Source organism: Paenibacillus litoralis, from assembly GCF_046244365.1.
Classification (GTDB): Bacteria; Bacillota; Bacilli; order Paenibacillales; family NBRC-103111; genus Paenibacillus_V.
This window is the reverse complement of record NZ_CP176395.1, coordinates 8577615-8603087: the sequence shown is the minus strand read 5'-3', so window position 1 is coordinate 8603087 and position 25473 is coordinate 8577615. Positions and strand designations below refer to the sequence as shown.

Genomic DNA, 25473 nt, shown 5'->3' with positions numbered 1-25473 from the left:
TCATTGTCAATTGAAGCGGAGGGCACCAATGGTAGGAGAGGAATGCGAGTACAAGCTGAAGGTAGAAAAGCGCAGTTGCTCCACGTGGAACAACTTGATGGAGCCTGAACGGCTCCGTTTACATTCCGTTTAAAAAAGTCGGTTATAGTAGCTGATAGAGCATGACAATACGAATGGAGTTGATCGCGCTTGATAAAGCTTTTCCGGTTTTTAAAGCCGTACCGGTGGGCGGTGGCGTTAGTGTTGGGGCTAGTTTTGCTCCAATCGCTGTCGGAGCTGTATTTGCCCACGCTAATGGCGGACATCGTGGATACGGGGGTTATTAAAGAAGACCTGCCGTACATTTGGAAAATCGGCGGTTTTATGCTGCTTGTCGCTGCCGCAGGTACGGTCTTTTCGGTTTTGGCCAGCTATGTTTCGTCGAAAGTTTCCGCCGGCTTCGGCAAAATCGTCCGCAACAAAATATTCACGCACGTCGAGCATTTTTCGCTGCAGGAATTCGATAAAATCGGAACGGCCTCGCTCATCACCAGGACGACGAACGACGTGACGCAGGTGCAGCAGGTGCTCGTGATGATGCTGCGGATGATGGTCATGGCACCGATGATGTGCATTGGCGGCATTATTATGGCCGTCTCGAAGGACGCCAAGCTGTCGCTGGTTCTCGTTGTCGTCATTCCCGTGCTTGTTGCTGCGATCGTCGGGGTGGCGCTGAAGGGCGTTCCCTTGTTCAAAATCATGCAGGTAAAGCTCGATAAGCTGAATCTTGTGCTTCGCGAAGCGCTTACCGGCATCCGTGTTATCCGGTCATTCAACCGGATCGATCATGAGAAGAAACGGTTCGACGAAGCGAACGCCGACTTGACGGATACGGCGATCAAGGTAAATAAAATCATGGGCACCTTGATGCCCTTGATGATGCTGATTATGAACTTCGCTTCGATCGCGATCATCTGGTACGGCGGTCTGCGCATTAGCGGCGAGCATATGCAGGTTGGGGATTTGATGGCCTTCCTCCAGTATGCGATGCAGATCATGTTCTCGCTCATCATGGTGTCGATGATGTTCGTTATGGTGCCGCGGGCCTCCGCGTCTGCAGTCCGGATCAACGAGGTGCTGAACATGGCGCCGGACATCAAGGATCCCAAGCAGGCTAAGCGGGCCGACGGGAAGAAAGGCTACATCGAGTTTCGCGACGTAACGTTCAGCTATCCGGGAGCGGAAGCGCCGGCCATATCGGGCATTACGTTCAGCGCGAACCCCGGCGAGACTACGGCGATTATCGGCGGCACCGGCTCGGGCAAGTCGACGCTGATCAGCCTCATTCCGCGATTTTACGATGTGAACGGCGGTTCCATCTTGATTGACGGGGTGGATGTGCGGGAACTGTCGCAGGAGCATCTTCGGAGCAAAATCGGACTCGTTCCGCAGAAGGCGGTTTTGTTCACCGGTACGATTACAGACAACATTAGGTACGGCAAAGAGGATGCTACCGATGAGGAGGTGCGTCACGCGGCGGCCGTCGCTCAAGCGTCCGAGTTTATCGGGGAAATGAAGGAAGGGTTCGATTCTGCCATCGCCCAAGGGGGCGCGAACGTGTCGGGCGGACAGAAGCAGCGGCTTTCCATTGCGCGGGCTTTGGTCAGAAGGCCGGAAATTTATTTGTTTGACGACAGCTTCTCGGCGCTCGATTTCAAGACGGACGCGAAACTGCGCGCGGCCCTTAAGGCGGAGACTTTGGACTCAACCGTGCTCATCGTCGCTCAGCGCGTCAGCACGGTAATGGGTGCGGACCGGATCATCGTGCTGGACGAAGGACAGATCGCAGGTATCGGCACCCACCGGGAGCTGATGGAAGGCTGCGGCGTATACCGGGAAATCGTCTATTCCCAGCTGTCAGAGGAGGAAATCGCATGAGCGAACATCGCAAAGGGCCGAAACAAGAAGATGGACCGGGCCGAGGAGGGCCTATGCCGGGAATGCCTTTCGGGCGGGGACCGGGAGGTATGGCCATGGGCATGCCGGGACAGAAGGCCAAAGACTTCAAGGGCTCGCTCAAGCGGCTGATCGGGTATTTGAAGCCGCATCGCTATCAGCTGTTTGCCGTATTTTTGACGGCTATTCTAAGCACGGTGTTCGTTATCCTCAGCCCTAAGATTATGGGAAAGGCCACAACCAAGCTGTTCGAAGGCATTATGGCGAAGGCTCAAGGGGTGCCGGGGGCGGAGATCGACTTCAGCTATATATGGCAAATCGTTTTGTTCTTGGGCGGGTTGTATATTTTGAGCGCGCTGTTCGGCTATGTGCAGCAATATTTGATGGCCGGCGTCGCGCAGCGGACGGTTTATGATTTGCGCAAGGAAGTGAACGCTAAAATCGCCCGTTTGCCGCTCTCGTATTTCGATTCCCGAACGCACGGGGAAATCTTAAGCCGGGCGGTAAACGACGTCGACAATATCGGCAGCACGCTTCAGCAGAGCTTAACCCAGCTCATCACATCCGTGGTAACCCTCATCGGCGTCATCGTCATGATGCTGACCATTAGCCCGCTGATGACGCTTATTCTCATCCTCACGCTGCCGCTTAGCTTTCTCGTCATCAAGGCGATCGCGAAGCGGTCGCAGAAGCATTTTATGGGGCAGCAGAAGCATCTGGGGCGGCTTAACGGGCATGTCGAGGAAATGTACACCGGCCACAAGATCGTTAAAGCGTTCGGTCATGAGCAGAAATCGGTCGACACCTTCAACGGCATTAACGAGGAGCTGTATCATTCCAGCTGGAGGGCGCAGTATATTTCCGGTATTATTATGCCGCTGATGGGCTTTATCAATAATATCGGCTATGTGCTCATTTGCGTGGTCGGGGGCTTGCTGGTGACGAAGAAGGCGATCGATATCGGGGACATTCAAGCGTTCATCCAGTATGCGCGGCAGTTCTCGATGCCGATTACCCAAACGGCCAACATCGCCAATATCATTCAGTCGACGCTAGCCTCCGCGGAGCGGGTGTTCGAGCTGTTGGACGAGAAGGAAGAGGTAACGGAGGCCAAGGAAGCGAAGACGCTCAAGTCGCCGAAGGGCGAGGTCCGTTTCCGCGACGTCCGGTTCGGGTACAAGGAGGATGCCATGCTGATCGAAGCTATGAACATCGACGTGCAGCCGGGTCAAACGATCGCCATCGTAGGCCCGACCGGAGCGGGCAAAACGACGCTGATCAACCTGCTGATGCGCTTCTACGAAATCGGCGGAGGCAGCATCACAATCGACGGCGTCGATATCCGGGACATGAAGCGCGGCAATCTGCGCAGCTTGTTCGGCATGGTGCTGCAGGATACGTGGTTGTTCAACGGCACGATCCGCGACAACATCGGCTACGGCCGAACAGACGCGACGGAAGAAGACATCGTGCAGGCGGCCAAAGCGGCCCATGCCGATCATTTTATCCGGACGCTGCCGGAAGGGTACGACACGGTGCTGAACGAGGAGGCATCCAACATCTCGCAGGGGCAAAAGCAGCTGCTGACGATCGCTCGCGCGATTCTGGCCGATCCGGCTATCCTCATTCTCGACGAAGCGACGAGCAGCGTCGATACGCGGACGGAAATATACATCCAGAAGGCGATGAACGATATGATGCAGGGCAGAACGAGCTTCGTCATCGCGCACCGGCTCTCGACGATCCGCGACGCCGATCTCATACTCGTCATGAATCACGGCACCGTCATCGAGAAGGGGACGCACGAAGAACTGTTGGCGAAGGGCGGCTTCTACGCCGACCTGTACAACAGCCAGTTTACGGGCGGCGGCTTGCGGCAAGAGGTTGGCTAGGGTGCTCGCTTGCAGCGCGGGTCTGCTCCCGGCTTTTGGGCAGGGAGCAGGGGCTGGCGTGTCATAGGGGACGAAGAGTCCGAGAGTCGTACGGGAATTGGCAGGGAGAAGAGTCCGAGCGCGAAGAAGGACTTTGGCAGAGAGCAGGGCCCGAGTGCGAAGGAGAGCCTTGGCTCGGATCAGGGTTCGAGAGACAAGCGGAAATTGGCAGGAGAAGAGCCTGTGAGTCAAGCTGGGCAGGAAAAGGGCGACAAAGAAAACGGCGTGCGAAGCGCCGTGTAATTGACGCAAGTAGGAGACGATGACGTCACCTGCTTGCGTTTTTTTGGTGTATAAACGAAAAGTCGAGGGGGTTCCGGCGTTCGTCTCTCGCTAAGTCGAAAGGGTCGCGCAGAGCAGGCGAGAGTCGGGGAACAGGAGAAGACAGGGCATTCCGCCGATCCGGGTAGGCGGGAACGAAATAGAAGCCTTTGACGTCGTCTAAACGGCGGAAAACGGGGGAATGGAACGAAATAGGAGTCTTCAGAGTCGTCTAATCGACGCGTTAACCGCGATCTGGGGAGATGGCAACGAAATAGGAGTCTCCAGCGTCGTCTAAACGGAGGAAAACGGGGGAATGGAACGAAATAGGAGTCTCTAGCGTCGTCTATATCGGCGTTGGAGATCGCCGTGACTGCCGAGCCCATTGGGCGCCCCGCCGTGACTGGCCCTGCAACCCGCTGCACCGCACCGCGATTGCCTTCCGCAACCCGCCGCCCCGCACCGTGACTGGCCGCACGCAGCTCACCAGCCCGCCGTGAACAGCCGAATCGAGGCCCTGCCCCGAGATACCGGCACTCCCGGCACTCCCAGCACGAGCACTCCCAGTACGGCTCAGTCTGCTTGAAGCACCGTCTGCGTAAACCGGATCCACTCGCGCGCGGCAAGCGGGACGTAGCGGTCTTTGCGCCAGATCATGGCCGGATGCCAAGGGATGACCGGATCGGCGAGCGGGACGATCCGGATCCTTGCAGGATTGAGCTCGGCGCATATGAGCTCCGGTAGCAGGGCGATGCCGAGGCCGACGGCCGCCATTTCGCCGATAAAGTCCCACTGGGAGCTTTTGTACAGCACGTTCGGCTCGTAGCCGGACCGCTCGCACTCGGCGATAATGCGGTCATGCAGGGCGAAATCCTCGCTGAAAAGCAGGAACGGCTCGTCCTTTAACTCGCGCAAAGAGGCCTGCTGCCGCTCTGCCAGCGGGTGCGAAGGATGAACGACGAGCATCAGCTTCTGCTTGGCGATCGGATAATAATCGAAGATGTCTTCATGGGTCGGCAGCAGCACGACGCCGATATCAAGCTCGCCCGACTCGACGTCGGCTTCCACTTTTTTGGCGCCGTATTCGTACAGCTGCAGCGCAATCCCCGGGTAGCGGCTGCGGAATTGCCCGAGCACGCTCGGGAAAAAGCTGGCGCCGACCATCGGCGGAAGGCCGATACGGATGCGGCCTTTACGGAACCCCGTCAGATCGTCCATATGAGACGTCATCTGCCCGAACGAGGCTACCATCGCTTGCGCCTCCGGGAGAAGCATGCTGCCGGCATCGGTCAACGCCACCTGCTTGCCGATACGCTCGAACAGCACGATCCCCATCTCCTCTTCGAGATTGCGGATCATTTTGCTGATCGTTGGCTGGGTGACGTATAGCGACTGCGCTGCTTTCGTAAAGCTTCTATGCCTAGCCACCTCTACGAAATATTGCAAATGGCGGATATCCATCTCGTTGGCCCCCGATGCATAGACAATTGGAATGAACAACATTCAATTTATGTATTTTACCTATTGAATTGTATCATATACACTTTGGTTTATTGAAGGTTCAGGCTTCAGGATGCGCCGTAGAGCAGAAGGGGGAGTGGATTGCCGTGAAATTCGGGTGGAAAACCGTGCCGCAGGTCGTGCTACTCATGCTGTTCTCGATACTGATGAACAAGTTGTCCGCTCTGCTGCATCTACCGCTTCCCGGAAGCATACTCGGCATGATCGTCCTTTATGCGCTGCTCGAGACCAAAGTCGTACAACTATCCTGGATCGAGTCGGGTGCAGCTTGGCTGCTTGCGGAGCTGCTGCTCTTTTTCATCCCGCCTTCCGTCGGCTTGATCGCGTACCGCAGCCTGCTGCTGCATGAGGGGTTGCGTATTTTGCTGGTGATCGTCCTCGGGACGGTGATTGTTATGGTTTGTACGGGAGCGGTCGCGGAGCGGATGGCCAATCGAAGGGGAGGGAACAGCCGATGATGACCGCATGTTTGGCTTTTGCGGCAACGATAGCGATCTATATGATGGCCAAAAGGCTATACCTCGCTAAGCCGATCCTGCTGTTTTCGCCGCTGATCATAACGCCGGCGCTGCTTGTCGCGGTTTTGCTCTGGACGCGAACGTCTTACGAATCCTACGCATCCGGCGCTCACTTCTTGTCGGATATGCTTCAGCCGGCGACCATTGCGTTTGCCGTGCCATTAATTAAGCATTCGGCTCTGCTTCGGAAGCACGCTGGAGAGATTGTGGCCGGAGTGCTTGCGGGGTCGGCGGCGGCAATCGTTTCCGGCGTTTGGCTGGCGGATCTGCTTCATCTGGAAACGCCGCTTGCTTACAGCCTCGTTCCGCGTTCCGTAACGACGCCTATTGCGATGGACGTGTCGCAAACGATCGGCGGCATTCCGGCGATGACGGCCGTGTTCGTCATGATGACGGGCTTGCTTGGGGCTATGATCGGCCCGCTTGTCATCCGGCTGTGCCATATCCGGAGCGACGTAGCCAAAGGGGTGCTGCTCGGCACGAGCGCGCATGGTGCCGGGACGTCGAAGGCGTTCGAGATCGGCTCCGTGTCCGGGGCAATCTCGAGCGTTTCCATGATCGTGGCTGCGGTCGCCGCTCTGATCGCCGTGCCATGGGTACTGTCTCTGATGGGTACGCTATAGGGGGAAGGTCAGGGCTTCGGAAATTCCAGCAGCAAAATGACGATCGACGACAGGAGGATCGAGGTGAGGGCCACAAGCGAAATCAGCATGCGCACGCCGGCCTTCGTATGCACGAACCAGTGGCTCCGCTGGCGGATGATGCGCACGATCCGGTTGTCGCGAAGAGTGAGCAGCCGATAGAGCAGCCATGCGGCGGCAAGGGCGATCAACGCGATGATGATGGCCACGGCATATTTTGCCGCCCAATCGTGGATAAGCTCCCACTTGGTTCCGAGCATCGCGCCGCCCCCTACGAAGACGACCACCCAGAACAATGCGCCGGTATAGCAGTATAGAGCGAAGGTACGGAATTTAATGTTCAGAACGCCGGATAAATATCCGGTAAAATGCCGGACGCCGGGAATGAAGAATGCGAAAAACAGCAGCTTGCTGCCGTATTTCTCGAACCATTTCGACGTCTTTTCCAGCTTCCGGGGACTTAATAGAAAGCGGTGGCCGTATTTCTCGAAAAAAGGATAGCCGAGCTTATGACCGATTACATAAGTTACGGTCATCCCCAGCGAAGTGCCGAGCCAGGCGAGCGCCAGACTGAGGATCAGGCTCATTTGTCCGTTGTAGACAAGGAAACCGGAATACCCCATTACCAGCTCGCCGGGAAAGGGCAGCGCGATATACTCCAAGAGCAGTCCGAAGAAAAGAACGCCGTAGCCGTACTGCTCGAACCAATGCGTAATCATCTCCATGTCAATGTTCCCCTCTTTCGGATTTAGCCGCCATATACCGGCGGACGAGAAACCATGCCAGTCCCGCCGTCAGCATCGCTGCGGCGATCAGGATCACATTCCTGTTCAAATGCAGGAAAATCCGGCTCCACCGGTCTCCGAGAACGTAGCCTAGACCCGTAAATAATAAAACCCAGCCTATAGCTCCTGGCAGGGCATAGGAAATAAAGTGACGGAAGGTCCACCTGCTCATGCCTGCCGCATAGGCGGTCATGTGCCGGACGCCCGGAATGAAATAACCGAGCGGAATCGCGAGCTTGCCGATTTTCTCGAACCAGCCCGACATCCGCCGATGCCGTTCCGGCGTGAAGCCGACGAAGCGGCCCCACCGCTCGATTAGCGGAAGACCGCATTTGGCGCCGATCCAGTAGCTGATCGACGTTCCGCACATACTGCCCAAGAAAGCGGTCAGAGCGACCGCGAAATAGGATAACTGTTCTTTATATGCCAAGTAGCCGGCAAACGCCATGAGCAATTCGTCAGGTACCGGCAGCCCGACAACGCCGAGCGCCTGAAGCAAAAACAAACAAGGATAACCGAATTCGACCAACCATTGCGCTACGACTTCCTGCGCCATTGCGACTGCCACCTCTTTTCCACGCCTTTTCAGTGTACGCCTCGAAAGTCATGTCACGTAGTGGGAAAGGTCATTGTTTCGGTCATGCCTTACGGCGTGACTACGGTCACAGTTTCCGCTTACATTGCTATGACCGGCAAAAGAAAAGGTTGCAAGAAGCTCGGTAATTTGTTATTTTTCTCCTGACATTCCATGTTTGACGATCGGTTGGATTTCGCTGGGGAAAGGTAGGGGCAAATGGAGGAAACGGGAAAGGGTAACGCGATAATCGGCAAGCTATTGATCGGCGCAGGGCTCGTTTTCTTCGCATTGACGCTCGTTCCGGCTTACCGGAATACGGCAACCTATATCGGGAACGATTGGCTTCCCGCGCTTATCGCCGCCGTTACGCTGATTTTGCTTATCGCTTTGTCGCATGTGCTTACGAAATATGTGCCGGATTGGCTGTATATAGGCTTGCTTGTCGTTCTGGCAGCAGGCGTACGGATCGTATGGGTTATGACGATCGATACGCAGCCGGTATCGGACTTTCTGGATATGCACACGGCTGCCGTTCAGGCGGCAAACGGGGACATCTCGTTCGGGGGAAACGAGTATTTCTCGCGCTGGGTGTACCAGCTCGGGTTTACGATGTACCAGGCGCTTATCGTCAACCTGTTCGGCGATTCTTTACTGGTACTGAAGGCTTTTAATATCGCGTTTAGCGTCGGAACCGCCATTGTGGTTTACGCCGCGGCTGCGCAAGCGTTCAACCGTTTTAGCGGGAGGGCGGCATCGCTGCTCTATGCGCTGTACGTTCCGAATATTATCATGTGCTCGGTGCTGACCAACCAGCATATTTCGACGTTTTTCTTCTTTCTCGGGCTGTACTTAATCGTCCGCAAGGGACTCGCTAACAAGACGGGGTGGCTGTTCATCGGACTATGCTTCGGCGTGGCCAATCTGATGCGTCCGCTGGGGAGCTTTTTCCTGATCGGCTTGCTTGCGTATGTCGTTCTGTTCAAGCTGTTTCCCTGGCATAAAGGAAGGAGCCTGGGCGCCGCAAGCCGGACGCTTGGCGTCATCGCGGTGTATATGCTTGTACAGCAAATCGCCAGCTACTCGCTGATTCAAGCCGGTGTGACGACGCTCCCGCTGTCGAGCCAGGAGCCGTATTGGAAGTTCATGGTCGGCCTCAATCAAGAGACGACGGGCGGATGGTCGTACGATGACGACCAGTACGTGATCAAATATGCGCTAGGTGAGGAACGAAACGCCGCAGAACTGGCGCTCCTGAAGGAGAGGATGGCCGACAAGGGACAGGTGGTAAGCCTGTTCGCCGATAAGTTCGCCTTCCTGTGGGGAAGAGAAGATTCGGCGCCCACTTGGAGCATGTGGGAGATCGAGCGGCCTTATTTGAAGGAGCAGTTGATCAAGGGGGAACGGGTCCTCATGTTCTTCCTGCTCGCGTCCGGGCTTATCGCAATGGCGGCGCTCTTATTCGCGAAGACCGGAGAAACGAAGGCGCAGCTCTTTCTCCTGCTGCTGCTCGGCTATGCCTCGCTGCATATCGTGATCGAAATTCAGACGAGGTACCGGTTCGATATCATGCCGTGCGTGTTTATTTTGCAGAGCTACGGCGTGTATGCTGTATTTATGCGTATGAAAGCGGTCCTGCCGGGACGGCAATCCGGCGCTGGCTGAGGCAAGGCAATCACCGGCTTCCGAGATCGAAGGGGATCACCTCGCTAGGGTTTACCCCGTACTTTTCCTTAAAGGCTTGCGCAAAATGGCTCGGATTCGCGTAGCCTACCGCGCACGCAGCCTCGCCTACATTCAGCTGCTCCTGCTCCAGGAGCAGCTTGGCCTGCTCGAGACGTTTCTCCCGCAGCAGGCCGTATACCGTTGTGCCGAACACCTTTTTGAAGCCGGCCTTCAGCTTATAGTCGTTGAGTCCGGCCATTTTGGAAAGCTGCTTTAGCGATGGCGGGCATTCCATATGCTCGAGAAGGATGTCTTTGGCGTGATAAAGCTTTTCCACGTCGCTTTTGCGCAGGGCGAACGATGCGGCTAAGCTGGGCTGCATAAACATATGCTCATGCACGTTGATGGCGACCAACTCGATGCATTTGCTTTCTAAGTACATCTTCCGCATGGTTTGCTTGTTCCATCGCTCCAGCATTTGCCGGATCGTAAGCTGAGAGGAGGCGTCGATGCCGTCTCGAGTGGCGAGGAAGCTTCCGTTTTTGCCGAGCAAGCGTTGAACATGTTCCATTTTATCCGTATCTTCGTTTCGCATATAGTCGAGAAAGATGTCGGCATTCATGCTGATTTCGATGAACAGAACGCGTTCGCTCCGTCCGGAAAACCCGCTTTCATCGATCGATTGCGTGAAGGCAAGATGGCACAGATCATGCGAGAGCCCGAGCCGCGTTCCAGGCGTGGGCATATGGCCGATTCCGCTTTTGATATAGGCGATGTCATCGGCGTTCGTGTCAGACTCAGCCGTATCAGGGGAAACCGGACGTAAACGAAAGTCCGCCACGATGATTTCCATCCCTGGCCGCAACTTAACGCGTTGTACGGTACCTTTGCCGAGCTTCTCGGGAAGCGTTACCCGGTCGACATATCCGTCGGGTTCGGGCGCCAGCTTCAGATGCGCAAAAAAAATTTCCAAACAAGCTGTGAAATTCGTCGTACGACCCCATGCTCTCCATCTTTGCGAAGCGGCCACCTTCCAAAACACATGAACTTGCCCTGATGCCATTTACCGGAACGGACGACTGCCGCGGGGCAGGTTACGCACTTGAATCGGAAGTCATCCGTTAAAGCCTATCCGTGTTGAGAATGGATTTCAATGAGCAGTTGTTCTTATTGTAAGGGATGGTCGGGCGAGATGGCAATGCGCTCCCCTCGGATGGCCGCTGGATATGTCAGCAGGCGCGCGATCGGTTACAGGAACGTAAGCCGTTCCTCTGCGGGTGTTCGCGGTCGAGCCTTCGGCGCTTTATCGAAATAGCCGATGGATAGAATGCCGGCTATCTTCTCTCCGGGTTCCACGCCCGCCATGCGGCGAAACGGCGGCATGTACAGAAGCGATCCGGTATTCCACAGCATCCCCAGCCCCTTTTCCCAGCCTAGCAATTGAAAGTTCTGAATGAGGCAGGCGACTGCCGCGAAATCTTCTTCCCATATGTCGGGGCGGGGGTCTTCCTTCATAACGACCAATAAGTAAGCGGGCACGTCAAGCGTTGACCGCTTAAATTTCTCCTTTTGCTCCGGCGCCATCCCGTTTAATTCCCCGTTTTTTTCATAGAGTTCGAACAATCCGTCTACCAATCGCCCTTTTCCTTCGCCATCCGCATAGATGAAACGCCAAGGCTCGCGCAGTCCGTGATTGGGGGCCCATACCGCGTCGTTCAGCAGCTCGGTTATCAACTCCCGTGGAACCGGGTCCTTTCGAAACGTATGGATGGACCGTCTCTCCCGGATTGTAAGGGCAATAGTCATGCTGGATTCCTCCCGCTACTGTTTTTTGGTCTGGAACGCTTGCAGGACGTCGTCAATGGCGTTGCGGTTTGCAAGAAGCGACATGCCGACGCTGAACCATTCTATTCCGTCCATGAAATAAACCCGCTTGTTTTGGACAGCCTTTAAATTTTTCCATACGGCGCTTTCCTGCAGCTCCTGATATTTCTTTTGCGCTTCTTTGTCGTTGCTGTCGTCCAACTGTAAAATAATATGGTCGGGGTTATACTCGGGAAGCTTCTCCAGCGAAATCGAGACGCTCAATTCATTTTTCGGAAAGCCGCTAACGGGCTTCAGGTCCAGCTCCTTATGGAGAAACGCGCCCCTGGACTGATTTTCTCCGTAAACGACCAGCTCCTTAGACATGACCATCATATACATGACCGTATCGTTCCCGGCCGCTTCGTGCAGCTTCCGCTTGGCGTCGGCGGTTTGCTTTTCGTAGTCGGCGATCGCTTTGTCCGCTATATCTTTCTTATCCAGCGCTTCCCCGATATCCCGGAGTTCGTCCCGCCAATCTTCACGTTCGGGGAGAAGCACGGTAGGCGCGATTTTGGAAAGCTGATCGTATACCTTATCGGCCCACCAGACCGGCGCGATAATCAAATCGGGTGCGGCGCTCAAGATAGCTTCAAAATTAGGCGTTTCCCCGATCCCCATTTTGAGGGTGTTCTTGAAAGGGGTTTTCAGGTAGGAAGGGAAATCCTGATGATAATTTTGGATAGCTACGGGCGTTACGCCTAGCGCGGAGAGAAATTCCGGGTAGACGACGGACAAGCCGATGACGCGTTTGGGCGACGAGGGAACCTGGATATCTCCTTTAAGACTTTTGACGGTCCGCGTCGGCCCGGGCGTTTCCTTCTTGACGCTTTCGGCGCCCGATCCATTTCCTTCGGAACCGGTTCCGCATGCAGTAGCGAGCAGCAAAAGCGAAACGAGAAACAAGGTCAATGTATTTCGTAAATACGGCTTCATGTAGGATGTCCTCCATTCTGTTATTCACTGAGAAAGATTATCAATTAAAGGCGGTGTCGGTCAGCCCCCGGAGGGATTATTTTAGCTGTTTGGGGGACGGAAAATGCGGGCTGACAGCGCGGGGCGTTGTAGTGTATAGTAATACCCGATATGCCCGCATACCGGGCCGCGGTTCGCAAACTCCCGCGTTATCAAAACTAGGAGGAATTCAATCATGTTCAACGTTATGTGGGGCGTGCTGTTTGCCCTCGTCAATTTCTCGCTTTTCCTGGCCTGCTACCGGATGTTCGGGAAAAGCGGGCTATATGCGTGGGTAGGGATAGCGACGCTGCTTGCCAACATTCAGGTGACGAAGACGATCGAGATGGCCGGCCTTGTGATGACGCTGGGCAATACGATGTACGGCACCATTTTTCTCACGAGCGATCTGCTGAACGAGAAGTACGGCGAGAAAGAAGCCAAAAAGGCGGTCTGGTTCGGCTTCTTCGCTCTCATTATGTCGACGATCATCATGCAGATGGCGCTGGTATTCAAGCCTCAGGAGGCGGATTTCGCGCAGTCTTCGCTGGAAACCATTTTCGGGATGATGCCGCGGCTTGCGCTGGGCAGTTTGGCGGCCTACTTCGTCAGCCAGTTCCTGGATGTCAAAATTTATACGCTGCTCAAAAAGCTGTTCCCGAAGCCGAATCAGCTATGGATACGAAACAACGGCAGCACCGGCGTGAGCCAGCTTGTCGATACGCTTATTTTTTGCACGATCGCCTTTGCCGGGGATGCCAATTACCCGCTGGACATTTGGCTGCAAATCGCGCTGACGACGTATTTGATCAAGTTTGTCGTTTCGGTGGCGTCGACACCGTTTCTGTATATCGCGAGAAGCTTCAAGTTCCGTCCGGAGGAGCCGGCTGCCGGTACGGGCGGGGCGTCCAAATAAGAAGAGAGACTGCCTGCGGGGAACCGGGTGCAGTCTCTTTAAGGCTGGGTGAGAATCCGATGAAAAAACATGTGCTATATATCGAGGACGACCGCGAAATCGGGACATGGGTGAACGATTTTTTGCTCGAACGGGGCTATGACGTGAACTGGCTGACCTCCGGCGAAAAGGCGATGGCCCATATGGACGGCTGCGATCTGGTTGTGCTGGACGTTATGCTGCCGGGGTTGGACGGTTTTTCGGTCGGACAACGGCTCAAAAAAGAGTTTCCCCAAACGCCGATCCTGATGCTTTCGGCCCGGACGTCGATCGAGGACAAGCTGCAAGGGCTGTATTTTGCCGACGATTACGTGACGAAGCCGTTTCATCCCGATGAGCTGGCCGCTCGCGTGGAGGTGCTGCTGCGAAGATTCGAGAAGCTGTCGCCGGCGCTGATAGCGCTCCACCATCTCCGCGTGTACCCGGAGGAGAACCGGATCGTCGATTCGCGGACGGAGGAGGAGATCGTGCTGACGGGGAAGCAGTTTCATATTTTCTCGTTCATGCTGCGCCATCCGAATCAGATTATGACCAAAGAGCAGATCTACGAAGCGGTCTGGGGAGAGCCTTATCTCGAAGGGGATAAAACGCTGATGGTCCATATCCGCCATCTTCGCGAAAAGCTCGAGCGCGATCCGGGTAATCCGGAGGTCGTCGAGACGATACGCGGTATCGGGTACAGGGTGAAGCTATGAAATTCCGGCATTCGCTGCTCGCCCGCTATCTGCTGATTATTTTGTCGGCTCTGCTGCTGTGGCCGTTCGTGTTTCCGGTAGCCACAATTCTGTATTACTCGCCTGAGCTTGCCGCAGCGCTAGGTAAACAGGACCGGGAAGAAAATTCGTACGGAAGCGCCTCGGACGTGGAGAAGCTGTGGCATCGCGAGGCGGAAGGCCTGAAGGATGCGCCGTCAGCCGCCATTGACGAGAAGCTGCGCGCCCTCAAGGAGCGGTACCCGGAGGCCAGCCTGTTCTGGGTGGATGGGAGCGGGCGAACCAGACTTGCACTGCCGGAGCAGCCGGAGCTTCCTGCACAGTGGACGGCTGCCGACAGCATCGCGTTCATGAAAAAGGGCTATGGCGGCGACCCCTTTACCGTAGTCGCCTTTATTGGGCAAGATCCCCGGCAGGGCTTCATGGCCGTCCGGCTCCCGCGGGAGCTCTTTAAAGGGCAGCGTGCGGAGTTCAACAGCATGTACTTCGTGTCGATCGTCGGGGCCATGTTCGTACTGTTTATTTTCGTGTCGTGGCTATTTTTTTACCGGATCCGCAAGCGGCTGGTTCGTCTCCAGGAGGCGATGACGAGCACGGACGACACCGGCATCCCGCTGCCGCTCGCCGTAAGCAAGAAGGACGAGATCGGGCAGCTGGAGGGGGCGTTCAACCGGATGGTGAGCGAGCTGCTGTCAAGCCGAACCCGAGAAGCGGAAGAGGAGAAGCTGCGCAAGCAGCTGATCGCCAATCTGTCCCACGATCTGCGCACTCCGCTGACGATGATTCGCGGGCACGCCTATTCGCTGGGACAGGAGCCGATATCCGATAAAGGGAAGGCTTCGGTTGCGCTGATTGCCGACAAAACCGATTATTTGGGCCAACTGATCGAGAATCTGTTATCGTACACGCTGCTTTCAGCGGGGAAATACCCGCTGGACCGCAAACAAACGGACGTCTTCCGCCTCATTCGAGCTTCGGCTGCAGGCTGGTACCCCGTATTTGAGAAGGAAGGCTTCGAGGTAGACGTCGACTTGCCGGAGGAAGGGGAGCTGCTCTGGAGCGTCGATCCCGCATGGTTTACGCGGATACTGGATAATCTGTTCCAGAACGTCGTCCGGCATGCCCGGACAGGGCGTTATATCGGCATCCGAACGGAAGCTAAGGAAGGGCGGACGGCTATCGTGATCGCCGACAAGGGGCCGGGTATGCATGCCGTCTCGGAAGGCAAGGGAGCCGGAATCGGCCTGACGATCGTTTCGATGATGGTGAAGGACATGCAGCTGCAGTGGGAAATCGTCAATGCGCCGGAAGGCGTTGCCATTACCCTGTATCCCAAAAATTAAACGGAATTTAAACAAAACGGTACCCTCGTTTTAACCTCGCCCCGTTACGATTAGTGACGGGGTGATTAGCGATGAATGATTGGGTTATTGAAACGAGAGGATTAACGAAGGAATACCGGGTGCGCAAGGCTGTGGACAATGTCAACCTGCAAATCCGCAAAGGCGATATATACGGCTTCCTAGGGCCGAACGGTGCGGGCAAAACGACGACGATCCGCATGCTGCTCGGACTGATCCGTCCGTCGAACGGCACGATCCGGATGTTCGGCAAAGAACTGAAGAAGGAAAAGCTGGCCATTCTCCGCAAGGTCGGCTCGCTTGTGGAATATCCGTCTTACTACGGACACTTGACCGCAATCGAAAACCTGGAGGCGATTCGCCGCATCCTGGATGTGCCCAAATCGCGCATCGATGAAGTGCTGGCCGTCGTTCGGCTGACGAAGGAAGCGAAGCGGCCGGTCAAAGGCTATTCCCTCGGGATGAAGCAGCGGCTCGGCATCGCGGCGGCGCTGCTCGGCAATCCGGAGCTGCTCGTTCTGGACGAGCCGACCAACGGACTCGATCCGGCCGGCATTCTGGAAATCCGCGAGCTGATCAAGCAAATGCCGAAAGAGCACGGGATTACCGTACTGGTGTCCAGCCATTTGCTGAGCGAAGTCGAACAAATGGCTACCCGTGTCGGCATTATCCATAACGGTACGATGATTTTCGAGGATACGATCGAAGCGCTGCGGAAGCGCGCGAACAGCAAAATCCGCATCGCCGTATCCGAGCCCGACAAGGCGCTGCGGATCGCGGCGGCCAGCGGCTGCTTTGCCGTCCGGCAGGACGATGTGCTGCTGCTCGACAGCATGCATGACGATCAAGTGGCCGGCATTGTCGAGAATCTCGTCCATGCCCGCCACTCGGTTTACCGGGTGGAGGAGATCAAGCAGTCGCTCGAAGATCTGTTCCTCGAGCTGGTCGGAGGAGGGAACAGTCTATGATCGCGCGGGTGCTGGCGGCGGATTTGCTCAAAATTCGCCGGAAGATGATTTGGGGGCTCGCGTTTCTCGGGCCGTTCGGGGTAGTTGCGCTGCAAGCGGTCAATTTCGGCTTGCGCTACGATTACTTGACGAAGCAATATGCAGCCGACCTGTGGAAAGGGCTGCTCGGAAATATACAGTTTCTAGCGGTACCCTCGCTGCTGCTTGGCATTACGATCGTGACTTCGATGATCGCCGGCGTCGAGCATCACATGAACGCATGGAAGCAGTTGCTTGCGCTTCCGGTGTCCCGCAAAACCGTCTTCGCCGGGAAGTTCTTGTTAAGCCTGCTGCTGCTGCTCGTATCGTGCTCGCTGCTAGCCGGCGGTACGATGCTCCTCGGCTGGGCGCTCGGCTTCGGGACGGATTTCCCGTACGGCGAGCTTGCAAAAACGAGCTTTTTGCCGCTTATTGCCTCGATGCCGGTGCTGGCTCTGCAGCTCTGGCTGTCCGTTACGATGCGGAATCAAGCAATTCCGCTGACCGTTGGCATACTCGGCACGGTACTGACCTTGTTTGCCCCGGCGCTGCCCGATTGGCTGCTCTGGAAATGGCCGCTGCTGCAAGGCGAGAATACGGATGATTTCGTACGGCTTGGCGCCGGCATCGGCTTGGCGTTGCTGGCTGCGGGGCTCGCCGATTTTACGCGAAGGGACGTGAAGTAGCATGGGAACCTTCGTAAGGGTACTCCGTTCGGAATGGCTGAAATTGCGCAAGTCGAACATATGGCTGCTTATTTTTGTCAGCCCTCTGCTGGCTTCGTTGATAGGGTTCGCTGCCCGAATGGAAGCGGAGGCGGGCAAAGGGGGAGATTGGCTGCTCTTGTTCAGCTATATGGGCGTTACGCATGCGCTGCTGTTTCTGCCTTTGCTGACCGGTATTTTCGCTGCGTTTATTTGCCGCTACGAGCATGGGGGAGGCGGCTGGAAGCAAGTGCTTGCGCTGCCGGTTTCGCGGACGCAGCTGTTCGTGGCGAAGCTGACGCTCGTCGTCATGCTGCTGGCGGTTACGCAGCTCCTCTTCGGCGCCGGCCTGCTGGCCGTAGGCTCACTCAAAGGAATCGAGAGCGCCGTGCCGTGGGAACTATTGCTGAAGGGCATGCTCGGCGGCTTGGTCGCGACGCTGCCGCTGGCGGCGCTGCAGTTGACCGTTTCGGTTGCGTGGGCGAGCTTCGCCGCACCGCTGGCATTGAACGTGATTTTCACGCTGCCGAACATACTCGTCGCCAACTCGACCACATACGGGCCGTACTACCCTTGGGCGCAGCCGATGCTTGCCATGCTGCCTTCCTCGGAGGACAGCTTCGGCGCATTCAACGTCTCATTCGAGACGCTTCTCTTCGTCATCTGCGGCAGCTTTGCGCTGTTCTTCGTTTCCGGACTGACGTATTTCCAGAGGAAAGAGATTTAGGCGCCTGACTGCAGAAACAACGGAATAACCATCCAACAGAGCCCTAGCACCATTTTGAACAAGACGGGATCACCAGGAAGCCAAAAACCGGAGGTAGCGGATTTTCAGGGCGTTATGCCCCCCGAAATGAAGGCTGACCGAAAATTAACGGATTACAAAGGTCTTATTAGGGCGTTTTGCATAAGCTGGCGGGCAGAAGTAGCGGAATAGTTCCCTTGAAATCCGTTATTTCCCGCATCGCTTGTATAAAATGTACAATTAAGCCCCGAAAGTCCGCTATTTCCACTGGAACATCTTCGAGCTTGCACCGACTGTTCGTTCGTTATTCCATCGCAGTAAAAAGCCGTTACCCTTCATGGTGTAACGGCTTTTTTTTGGAATGCTAGGTGATATCTGACTATGCTTGATAATGTGCGGTGCCCAGCGTGTCGTCTTACGTAAGAAGATCCCATAGCTGTTTGCCGATCAGGACCGTAGTCACGATAAGAAAAAGCGGTTTAACGTAGGCGGAGCCCTTACGGATGGCTACTTGGGATCCGGTCAGTGCCCCGGCAATCATCGCGATGCCCATTGGGATGCCATAATGCCAGTTGACCGCCCCCAAATAGAAGAAGGTAGCGAGGCTTCCGAAATTGCTTCCCAGATTAAGCACTTTGGACGCGCCTGACGCGCGGACGAAATCAAAGCCGGCGAACAGAAACATAAAAATAAGAAATGAACCTGTGCCGGGACCGAAAAAGCCGTCGTAAAAGCCGATGACCGCCGTCCCCGCCGTCACGGCAGCGAGAGCGGCCGTCGTCAGCTTCTTGTTCCGGGCGTCCGCACCCCAGTTTTTTTTGAGAAACGTATACACCGTCATCACGATAAGCAGCACGATAACCATCGGCTTCAGAAAGGCCGACGGAATGAAGTGTACCGTATAGGCGCCTAGCACCGAGCCGATCAGCGCCAGAGGGAATAAGCCGGCCGCGAGACGTCCGTCCACTTTGCCGGATACGAAGAACGAGATCGAGCTAGTGAGGGAAGACATGGTGGCGGACAGCTTGTTCGTGCCGAGCGCGATGCTTGGCGGAAGGCCCGTCAGCAGCAGGGCAGGGAGCGAAATGAGCCCGCCTCCTCCGACGGCGGAATCGATAAAAGCCGCGACAAAACCGGCGATGATTAGAAATAGTAGGATTAGCGGCTCTGGTTGGTCCATGATGCGATCTCTCCCGGCAGGTAGTTTGGGTTATCCCAGCAATCAGTATAGCGGAAAAGCGGCTGTCCCACTATAGGGCAGAGAGGAATCGAGGGGAGGAAATATCTATCAGTTCCTGCCGGCTGCAATAAAAAACGCCCGTTACGCAGCGTGTGCGAACGGGCGAAACGGTATATCCTAGGTTTTAGGTAATCAAGCGTTACCAGGTTAATTCCTCGTCGTTTACAGTCCGAAGGATGCTTCCGTCCGGGTTGATATGCAGCCTGAGACGCTCTCCGGCGAGCGACAGGTACGTCACGGCGGCACCGGCTTCGAACTGCGGCGGGCGGCTTGCCAGAAGGTCTGCAAGCAGGTAAAGCGTATCTTTGGGGCCGTCTGAAGCATTTGACGCTGACAAGGCGGACTCCTCCGCATGATGTTGGAGCAGCTCCTCCGCCTCTTGTTTGCCGATGGCTTCGAGCACGACGCCGTTATCCCGCCCGTGGAGCGTCATGGCGATCCCGGTATTGTCTATGCTTGCGACAGGCTTGCGGCTCAAGTGGACGGCTAAATAGGAGGAGCCGATGTCCCCGACCCACAGCCGGTCGCTGACGGACCAGACGCCGTGAGGCAAAAAGCCGACGACGGTCGGATCGGCGTCTTCCGGCAAAGGGTATAAAGCCGCCGCAACGCTGCGCTGGAGTAGCACCTCGCTGTGCCGGCTTGCCTGGCGGGCGCCTCCGGGCTGGTAGCCCTTGCCGGGATGGAAGAAAAACGCTTGATTCGCCGTGCCTCCCGCGCGCGCCGGGAACGTGACGTCCCAGCGGTGCTGCTCGTTTAGATATTCCTCTGCATATTCGAGCACGCCGCCAACCGCGTAATTCGCGGTACGGTATATGTATTGATACAGGGGAGCGGAGGCGCTGCCCGGGGGCTGCGGCAGCAGCGACTTCCATTCTGCCGGTTCACCGCTTTTGGCCAGCAGCACCGTTTCCGGCGATACCCGGTAGGTGAACAGCCCCACGCCTTCCAGCCGCGCGATATCGGCCGGAAACCCGAAATCGCCGAATTGCACGTAATCGAACAGCGCGTTCCGGTCGGACGGCGTATCATGCGGCAGGACGCGGGAATGAGGACCGATCCAGGCGCCTTGCAAATAGCAGCGGGCGCGGTAGTCCCACAGCCACGCGAGCATTCCCTCCGTAATCCGCTTGGCTTCCGGATCCCGGCTTACCTCCCATGAGCATGTGAACGCTTGTACCCAGTGCCAGAACCAGGGGAGCGCCCCATATTCGTGAAACCCGTTCGCGGCAACGTGACTGCGGATGGCTTCCAGATTGCGCACGGCATCGGCATGCAGATCGGCATCGCCGAAATAGACGGCTAGCATCAGCTGCAAATTGCAGCGTTTGGCATCGTGGTGATGGAACTGTACGGGCCCTTCCGCATAAAGCTTGCTGCGATACACATGAGACAGCGCCTCGTGGAGCTCTTGCGCAAGGGCATCGGAAAGAATGTTCTTATAGTTAATGGCGAACAAGGCGAGCAGGTTGCCGACCAGCTCTACAGGCAGCGGGTGCGGCGGAGCATTGTCGGGATCGCCGCCGAGCGCCAGCGGCCAATGGCCGTACAGCGGGGCCTCCGGGTTCCGCTGCTGCAGGCGGAGCAGGCGAAGGAGCGTCGTTTCCGCCAGCTCGCGGGCTTGGAGGCGCCCGGCATGCAGGCGCACATCCTCGCGGCACGATGCGAGGTACAGATGCAGCGCGTAGTAAAGATTGTCGCGCATATCTCCGTGAAACCATAAGCCGCTTGGCAGGAAAGGCAGTCTCCATGCGGCGTTGGCCGCTTTCTCGATCACTTCGGTTCGTCTTGCTTCGAATGCGGGCATAGTTCATACCTCCAAGTTATATAGATAGGGTCATGCATGTTCTCGGCATCTATCGGAGCATCCGAAGGACCGCCCGTTCGTACCATTTCCACGGGACGACGGCTTTTGCGAGCCGCAGCATCCGGGAGCCCCGGCCAAGCGGGTAACGCAGCTTAGGGGAGCGGGCAAGGGCGATTTCGACGATCGCATCCGCAACTTCCCGGGGATCGGGGGCCGTCTCCGCGGTCCGGCGGGAATAGGCCAAGATGCGGTCAAGCTTGGCGCGGTAAGGCGAGTCATGCGGCCGGTTGATTTGCGCGAAGCCCTTGGCCCAGATGGCGGTACGGTATGCCCCCGGCTCGACGAGGACGACCTTGACGCCAAAATCCGCCGTTTCGAGGCGAAGCGATTCGCTGAAGCCTTCGACGGCGAATTTGGACGCGGCGTAGGGCGCATAGCCGGGCAAGCCCGCGAGTCCGCTGACGCTGCTGACGTTTACGATCGTCCCATGCTTTTGTTCCCTCATATGAGGAAGCACCGCTTGGGTCATCGCGACCAGACCGAAAAAATTGGTTTCGAACTGTCTGCGCCATTCGGCTATCGGCACTTCCTCCGCAAAGCCCCCAAGGGCGAAGCCGGCATTGTTGACGAGGACATCGATTCTCCCGAATCGGGAAAAGACCGTCGCGGCGACGTGCAAGACTCCTGCATGATCGGTTACGTCAAGCGGGAGGCATTCGATCCGCCCGGCAACGCCTGCGCGTTCGGCTTCCTCCATGAGCGCCGCTTCGCGTCCGGGCTCGCGAACGGTCGCGATCACCCGAAAGCCTTCCTTCGCTAAGGCAGTCGCAGTCAGCAAGCCGAAGCCGCTGGACGCGCCGGTAACGATGGCGACCGGGAGCGGGGAAGAGACCCCGTTCATAGGCATTTCTCCTTATTCATCGAGTGGTAGAGAGCAAAATAGGCTGTATGTACCGTTACAGTTTCTTTTTGCGCATTAGCGGCACGCCGAGGCCGTTCGCGATTCCGGCCAAGAACCGCCAGCCGAGGCGCCGGTAAAGCGGCAAATGCCGGGTATAGACGGCACTGTACTCCATTTGCGCGACGGCTCCGCGGTTTCGCTTGAACTGCGCGGCTCCGGAGCTTTCGTTCAGCATGCGGCCGCTTTCGGCGGCGCTTCGAACGAGCAGGGCCGAGAGCATGCGGTACAAGCCGGTCTCGACGGGCAGCTTCGTATCGTACCCGAATACCGGAGTCGTCATGACGCCGTTCCGGTGAAAGTACCCGAGCACGGCATCGATGCGCCCCGACTCCGAATGGCGGAGAGCCGTCACCTGCAGGATGCGCCGGTCAAGCGCCAGACGGAAGAAATTTTCGGTCAATTGCGGGTTGTCCGCCGAATATTTGCCTAAGTATAAGTCATTATACAGCTCCCGCATGCGCGGGATGTCCCCATGCGAAAGCTCCTCCGCAGGAACGGCGGCGTAGCCGTTTTTGGCGAGCAGCGCATAGTCCCGCTTGAGCAGCCAGCGCGCTTTTGACGGAAGGCAGGCCGGATCCAGCATATATACCTGGCGGCTTGCGACAGGTGTATAGTTCAGTCTTCGGAATATCGCGGGAAGCGCTTTGTCGGTGCAGCCGTTAACCGAACGGAACACGATGGCATGTCCGGGGAAAGCCGATGTCAGGTAATGCGTCGCCGCTGCGAGCTGCTTGTCCGAAAGGGCGGGGTACAGGTTGGTGGACAGCAGCCAGTTGTTCACATGGACGACCCGGTTAATCCGGCACGCTTTCAGGAACAGGCCGGCGGCCGCGATAACCGGCTTTAGCGCAGCTTCCAGCAAAGGAGCGTTCAGCATGACGAGCTCCTGCTTCGCATACGTAACGTAATGCGTGTAAGGCGAACATACATACGTATTTTCGTATTCGCGCTCGTTCACGCTTACCGGCAGCACGATATCGTCCACCAGCAGCACGCGATAGGACGTATCCGCATTGGCGATAAAAGCGTTCGGCCCCTGCTTGACAAGCGGCTCCAAATATCGCCGTGCGTATTCGCCGTCCTCCGTTTCCGGCCATGGCAGGCTGCCGATCGTATGTTTGTCATACAGCGCGATGAAAGGCTTCAAGCGCAAATCTCCTTTCCACCCTGCGGAGCTTGGCAGGACCGGGCGTATGCTCGTACTTGCCGAAGCGGATAGCCGGGGGGATGCATGCCATTTGCCGAAACAGCGACTCGAGGGAACGTGCGACGGATCTTTGCGCTTGCTCCTTCTCCGCGTTGTCGGCGAGCAAAAAGACGTCGATCCGGTCGGGCGCAAGCTGGACGATCCGGTACTGTTTCACCTCGGGAGCGGCAGCAATAACCGCGCGTGTCAGAAAATCCGGAAAAACGGGCGTAAGCTGTCCCGGTTTGGCTGACGACGGCGCATAGACCATGTCGTCGCACCTGCCTTCGATGCGCTCGATTGCCGTAAACGGGGAGCCGCAAGGGCAGGGCGCAGCCGCCTCCGTTAAAATGTCGTTCAGCCGGTATCGCACGATCGGCTGAGCGCTGCGCGAAAAGTCGGTAATGACCGGCACGAACTTGCGCAGCTTCTCATCCAAATATTCCTTCTGGATGACTACGATATCCTCGTTTAAATGCAGCGTGCCATGCGGGCAGGTGGAGGCGAGAAAGCCTTCCGTGCACTGGTAAATCTGGTGGGCGATTTGGCCGAAGGCTTCCTCGATATACCTCTTATCCAGCGGGTCCAGCGTTTCGGCGACGGAAACGATTTTGAGCGGATCGATGTCAAGCCGTCCCTCGCGCTTCGCGTCCGCCAAAAACCGGAGTACCGAAGGGGGAGCGACGAGCAGCGTAGGCTTGAAGCCGTTCAGTCTGTCGACGTGTGCGTCGAGCGGGTCAAGCAGGTCATAGAAGGCAAACCGGAGCCGTCCGCTGTTCACGCTGCCGTATAAATTACTGTTCGCCCGCAGGAAGAAGGCGATACGTTCCCGGTGCAGCAGCGATCGCGGCAGCACCTTGGCCGTCACGCTGCCGACCCAGGCGAATCGCTCCCGCGCGCTCACGAGGAAGAGGCCGCGGTTGCCCGACGTTCCCGAAGAAAGGCCGATCGTCACGCCGCCGATCGTCGGGCTGAAATCGCGGCTGCTCTCCGCCTTCAGCGCAATGCGGAACGCTTCGTCTTTGCGAATGCCGAGCGTGTTCAATGTGTCGAACCGCTCCATCATCAGCGTCTTGTCAATCATCGGCAGACGCTCCCATTCCGAAAGAGGCGTCTGCCCCCAGCGTTCGCGGTAGAAAGGAGAACGGCTGCGGACGAACGTTAGATGCCGCATCACTTTTTTGCGCTGCCAGGCCGCGAGCCTTTCCCGGCTCATGAAGCGAAACCGGTATTTGGCGCGAAGATAATGCCATAAAATCATCAGCTTGCCGATCATAACGGGCCACCTCCTGCCGCGTAAGCTTCCAAGGCTTCGCTGCAATGCGACGGCACGATGCGCAATTGCGGGTGACGCTCATGGAGCAGACGCAGGCGGCCGAAGGTGTCCCGGAATTCGCTGCGGCTTGCCATAATCAGGCCTGCGAGCGGGTGTGGCGGACGGTTCTCCCGGTATGCTTTGCTCGACCAGACGGCATCGGCGCACAGCAAATAATCGTGGCGCTCCGTTGCGAGAAGGATGCCGATCTGCCCGTGGGCATGGCCCGGCAAATCGACGGCGACTATGCTGCCGTCCCCGAACACGTCGAGCCCCCTGTCGAACGGGTAGCCGTCCGGCAGCCGTACGGTTTGCCGCTCGTCGAACGGCTGCGAGCGCCGCTCGAAATCCGGCGGCAGCAGCCCCGGAAGGAAAGCGGCTCTAACGGCGGAGAACCCCCGGCGGCCTTTGACCGCATCGTAAGCCTTCTGCAGGTAGTGAAACGCCGCATTCGGGAAATCCTGCAAGCCGCCGAGGTGATCGGCGTGGAAATGGGACAGGACGATGTGCCTGACATCGGCCGGCTGTATGCCAAGCGCAAGCAAACGGCTCGCCGCGCTCTCCTCCGGCTTGAAGAAGACGGGCGTAACGCGCGCGTATAGCGAATAAGGAAAGGCTGCCGTTTCCGCAAAAAAGCGTTCCGAGTAGCCGGTATCGAACAAGACGGGTCCGAGCTCCGGGTGCTGGATGCAGGCGAAGCCGGCGGGAAACCGGCATGACCGGAGCGATCCGCCGCGCAGGGTCAGCCTTTCGCTATGCGTGCAATAGCCTGCGGTTAGAAGCCGTAAGGTAACCGGTATGCGCTTCATGTGGGATCTAACTGCTCCTTTCGTGCGTATGTCTGGCGACTGC

Annotated in this window: 23 protein-coding genes; 11 read left to right on the top strand and 12 right to left on the bottom strand. The window is 57.0% G+C overall.

Annotated elements, in window-relative coordinates:
* Window positions 1–189: 189 nt before the first annotated feature.
* Together ACKGJP_RS36310 and ACKGJP_RS36305 are read left to right on the top strand one after the other, a co-directional pair.
* A complete protein-coding gene (locus ACKGJP_RS36310; protein WP_409343556.1) occupies window positions 190–1917 on the top strand; it encodes an ABC transporter ATP-binding protein in 1728 nt (575 codons plus the stop codon).
* Entirely contained in the window at window positions 1914–3827 is a 1914-nt protein-coding gene (locus ACKGJP_RS36305) for an ABC transporter ATP-binding protein (RefSeq protein WP_409343555.1), read from the top strand. Before ACKGJP_RS36310 ends, ACKGJP_RS36305 begins: the two co-directional genes overlap by 4 nt.
* An 873-nt stretch (window positions 3828–4700) precedes the next feature.
* Here ACKGJP_RS36305 and ACKGJP_RS36300 read toward each other — a convergent pair.
* Complete coding sequence (locus ACKGJP_RS36300) at window positions 4701–5588, bottom strand: LysR substrate-binding domain-containing protein (RefSeq protein ID WP_409343554.1); 888 nt, start codon at window positions 5586–5588, stop codon at window positions 4701–4703.
* Between the two features lie 146 nt (window positions 5589–5734).
* Between ACKGJP_RS36300 and ACKGJP_RS36295 the strand changes: the two genes are divergently transcribed.
* Window positions 5735–6106: a CidA/LrgA family holin-like protein gene (locus ACKGJP_RS36295; protein WP_409343553.1), complete on the top strand. Its 372-nt coding sequence runs from the start codon at window positions 5735–5737 to the stop codon at window positions 6104–6106.
* Entirely contained in the window at window positions 6106–6789 is a 684-nt protein-coding gene (locus ACKGJP_RS36290; RefSeq protein ID WP_409347350.1) for an LrgB family protein, read from the top strand. The genes ACKGJP_RS36295 and ACKGJP_RS36290 overlap by 1 nt, the downstream gene beginning before the upstream one ends.
* Window positions 6790–6797: 8 nt before the next feature.
* Here the strand turns inward: ACKGJP_RS36290 and ACKGJP_RS36285 are convergent, their stop codons facing one another.
* Both ACKGJP_RS36285 and ACKGJP_RS36280 read right to left on the bottom strand, forming a co-directional pair.
* Window positions 6798–7532 carry a DedA family protein gene (locus ACKGJP_RS36285; RefSeq protein WP_409343552.1) on the bottom strand — a complete coding sequence of 245 codons (735 nt, stop codon included), beginning with the start codon at window positions 7530–7532 and terminating at the stop codon, window positions 6798–6800.
* Between the two features lies 1 nt (window position 7533).
* Window positions 7534–8148: a DedA family protein gene (locus ACKGJP_RS36280; protein WP_409343551.1), complete on the bottom strand. Its 615-nt coding sequence runs from the start codon at window positions 8146–8148 to the stop codon at window positions 7534–7536.
* A 237-nt stretch (window positions 8149–8385) separates the two neighbouring features.
* Between ACKGJP_RS36280 and ACKGJP_RS36275 the strand changes: the two genes are divergently transcribed.
* A complete protein-coding gene (locus ACKGJP_RS36275) occupies window positions 8386–9831 on the top strand; it encodes an ArnT family glycosyltransferase (RefSeq protein ID WP_409343550.1) in 1446 nt (481 codons plus the stop codon).
* A 10-nt stretch (window positions 9832–9841) separates the two neighbouring features.
* On the opposite strand, the gene ACKGJP_RS36270 is transcribed toward ACKGJP_RS36275, so the two are convergent.
* The 3 genes from ACKGJP_RS36270 to ACKGJP_RS36260 all read right to left on the bottom strand — a co-directional run bounded on the left by ACKGJP_RS36270 (window position 9842) and on the right by ACKGJP_RS36260 (window position 12630).
* Window positions 9842–10873: a helix-turn-helix transcriptional regulator gene (locus ACKGJP_RS36270; RefSeq protein WP_409343549.1), complete on the bottom strand. Its 1032-nt coding sequence runs from the start codon at window positions 10871–10873 to the stop codon at window positions 9842–9844.
* Between the two features lie 206 nt (window positions 10874–11079).
* A complete protein-coding gene (locus tag ACKGJP_RS36265) occupies window positions 11080–11637 on the bottom strand; it encodes a nitroreductase (protein ID WP_409343548.1) in 558 nt (185 codons plus the stop codon).
* 15 nt (window positions 11638–11652) lie between these two features.
* The gene (locus ACKGJP_RS36260; RefSeq protein ID WP_409343547.1) at window positions 11653–12630 is read right to left on the bottom strand and encodes an iron-siderophore ABC transporter substrate-binding protein; all 978 of its coding nucleotides are present in this window, start codon (window positions 12628–12630) and stop codon (window positions 11653–11655) included.
* 214 nt (window positions 12631–12844) lie between these two features.
* Between ACKGJP_RS36260 and ACKGJP_RS36255 the strand changes: the two genes are divergently transcribed.
* The 6 genes from ACKGJP_RS36255 (at window position 12845) to ACKGJP_RS36230 (ending at window position 18094) form a co-directional block, all read left to right on the top strand.
* Window positions 12845–13564: a queuosine precursor transporter gene (locus tag ACKGJP_RS36255; protein WP_409343546.1), complete on the top strand. Its 720-nt coding sequence runs from the start codon at window positions 12845–12847 to the stop codon at window positions 13562–13564.
* Between the two features lie 59 nt (window positions 13565–13623).
* Entirely contained in the window at window positions 13624–14298 is a 675-nt protein-coding gene (locus ACKGJP_RS36250) for a response regulator transcription factor (RefSeq protein ID WP_409343545.1), read from the top strand.
* Entirely contained in the window at window positions 14295–15659 is a 1365-nt protein-coding gene (locus ACKGJP_RS36245) for a histidine kinase dimerization/phospho-acceptor domain-containing protein (RefSeq protein WP_409343544.1), read from the top strand. Before ACKGJP_RS36250 ends, ACKGJP_RS36245 begins: the two co-directional genes overlap by 4 nt.
* Window positions 15660–15730: 71 nt before the next feature.
* A complete protein-coding gene (locus tag ACKGJP_RS36240) occupies window positions 15731–16645 on the top strand; it encodes an ABC transporter ATP-binding protein (protein WP_409343543.1) in 915 nt (304 codons plus the stop codon).
* On the top strand, window positions 16642–17349 hold the full coding sequence (locus ACKGJP_RS36235; protein ID WP_409343542.1) for an ABC transporter permease: 708 nt from the start codon (window positions 16642–16644) through the stop codon (window positions 17347–17349). Before ACKGJP_RS36240 ends, ACKGJP_RS36235 begins: the two co-directional genes overlap by 4 nt.
* 1 nt (window position 17350) lies before the next feature.
* Window positions 17351–18094, top strand: coding sequence for an ABC transporter permease (locus tag ACKGJP_RS36230; protein ID WP_409343541.1), 744 nt, complete (start codon window positions 17351–17353; stop codon window positions 18092–18094).
* Window positions 18095–18527: 433 nt separating this feature from the next.
* Here the strand turns inward: ACKGJP_RS36230 and ACKGJP_RS36225 are convergent, their stop codons facing one another.
* The 6 genes from ACKGJP_RS36225 to ACKGJP_RS36200 all read right to left on the bottom strand — a co-directional run bounded on the left by ACKGJP_RS36225 (window position 18528) and on the right by ACKGJP_RS36200 (window position 25430).
* The gene (locus ACKGJP_RS36225; protein ID WP_409343540.1) at window positions 18528–19292 is read right to left on the bottom strand and encodes a sulfite exporter TauE/SafE family protein; all 765 of its coding nucleotides are present in this window, start codon (window positions 19290–19292) and stop codon (window positions 18528–18530) included.
* Window positions 19293–19491: 199 nt separating this feature from the next.
* A complete protein-coding gene (locus ACKGJP_RS36220; RefSeq protein ID WP_409343539.1) occupies window positions 19492–21159 on the bottom strand; it encodes a hypothetical protein in 1668 nt (555 codons plus the stop codon).
* Between the two features lie 49 nt (window positions 21160–21208).
* Window positions 21209–22060, bottom strand: coding sequence for an SDR family oxidoreductase (locus tag ACKGJP_RS36215; protein WP_409343538.1), 852 nt, complete (start codon window positions 22058–22060; stop codon window positions 21209–21211).
* Between the two features lie 55 nt (window positions 22061–22115).
* Window positions 22116–23267 (bottom strand): GNAT family N-acetyltransferase, encoded by a 1152-nt coding sequence (locus tag ACKGJP_RS36210; RefSeq protein ID WP_409343537.1) that lies wholly within the window; start codon window positions 23265–23267, stop codon window positions 22116–22118.
* A complete protein-coding gene (locus ACKGJP_RS36205) occupies window positions 23242–24582 on the bottom strand; it encodes a F390 synthetase-related protein (protein WP_409343536.1) in 1341 nt (446 codons plus the stop codon). Before ACKGJP_RS36205 ends, ACKGJP_RS36210 begins: the two co-directional genes overlap by 26 nt.
* On the bottom strand, window positions 24579–25430 hold the full coding sequence (locus ACKGJP_RS36200; protein ID WP_409343535.1) for an MBL fold metallo-hydrolase: 852 nt from the start codon (window positions 25428–25430) through the stop codon (window positions 24579–24581). The genes ACKGJP_RS36205 and ACKGJP_RS36200 overlap by 4 nt, the downstream gene beginning before the upstream one ends.
* Window positions 25431–25473 lie beyond the last annotated feature (43 nt).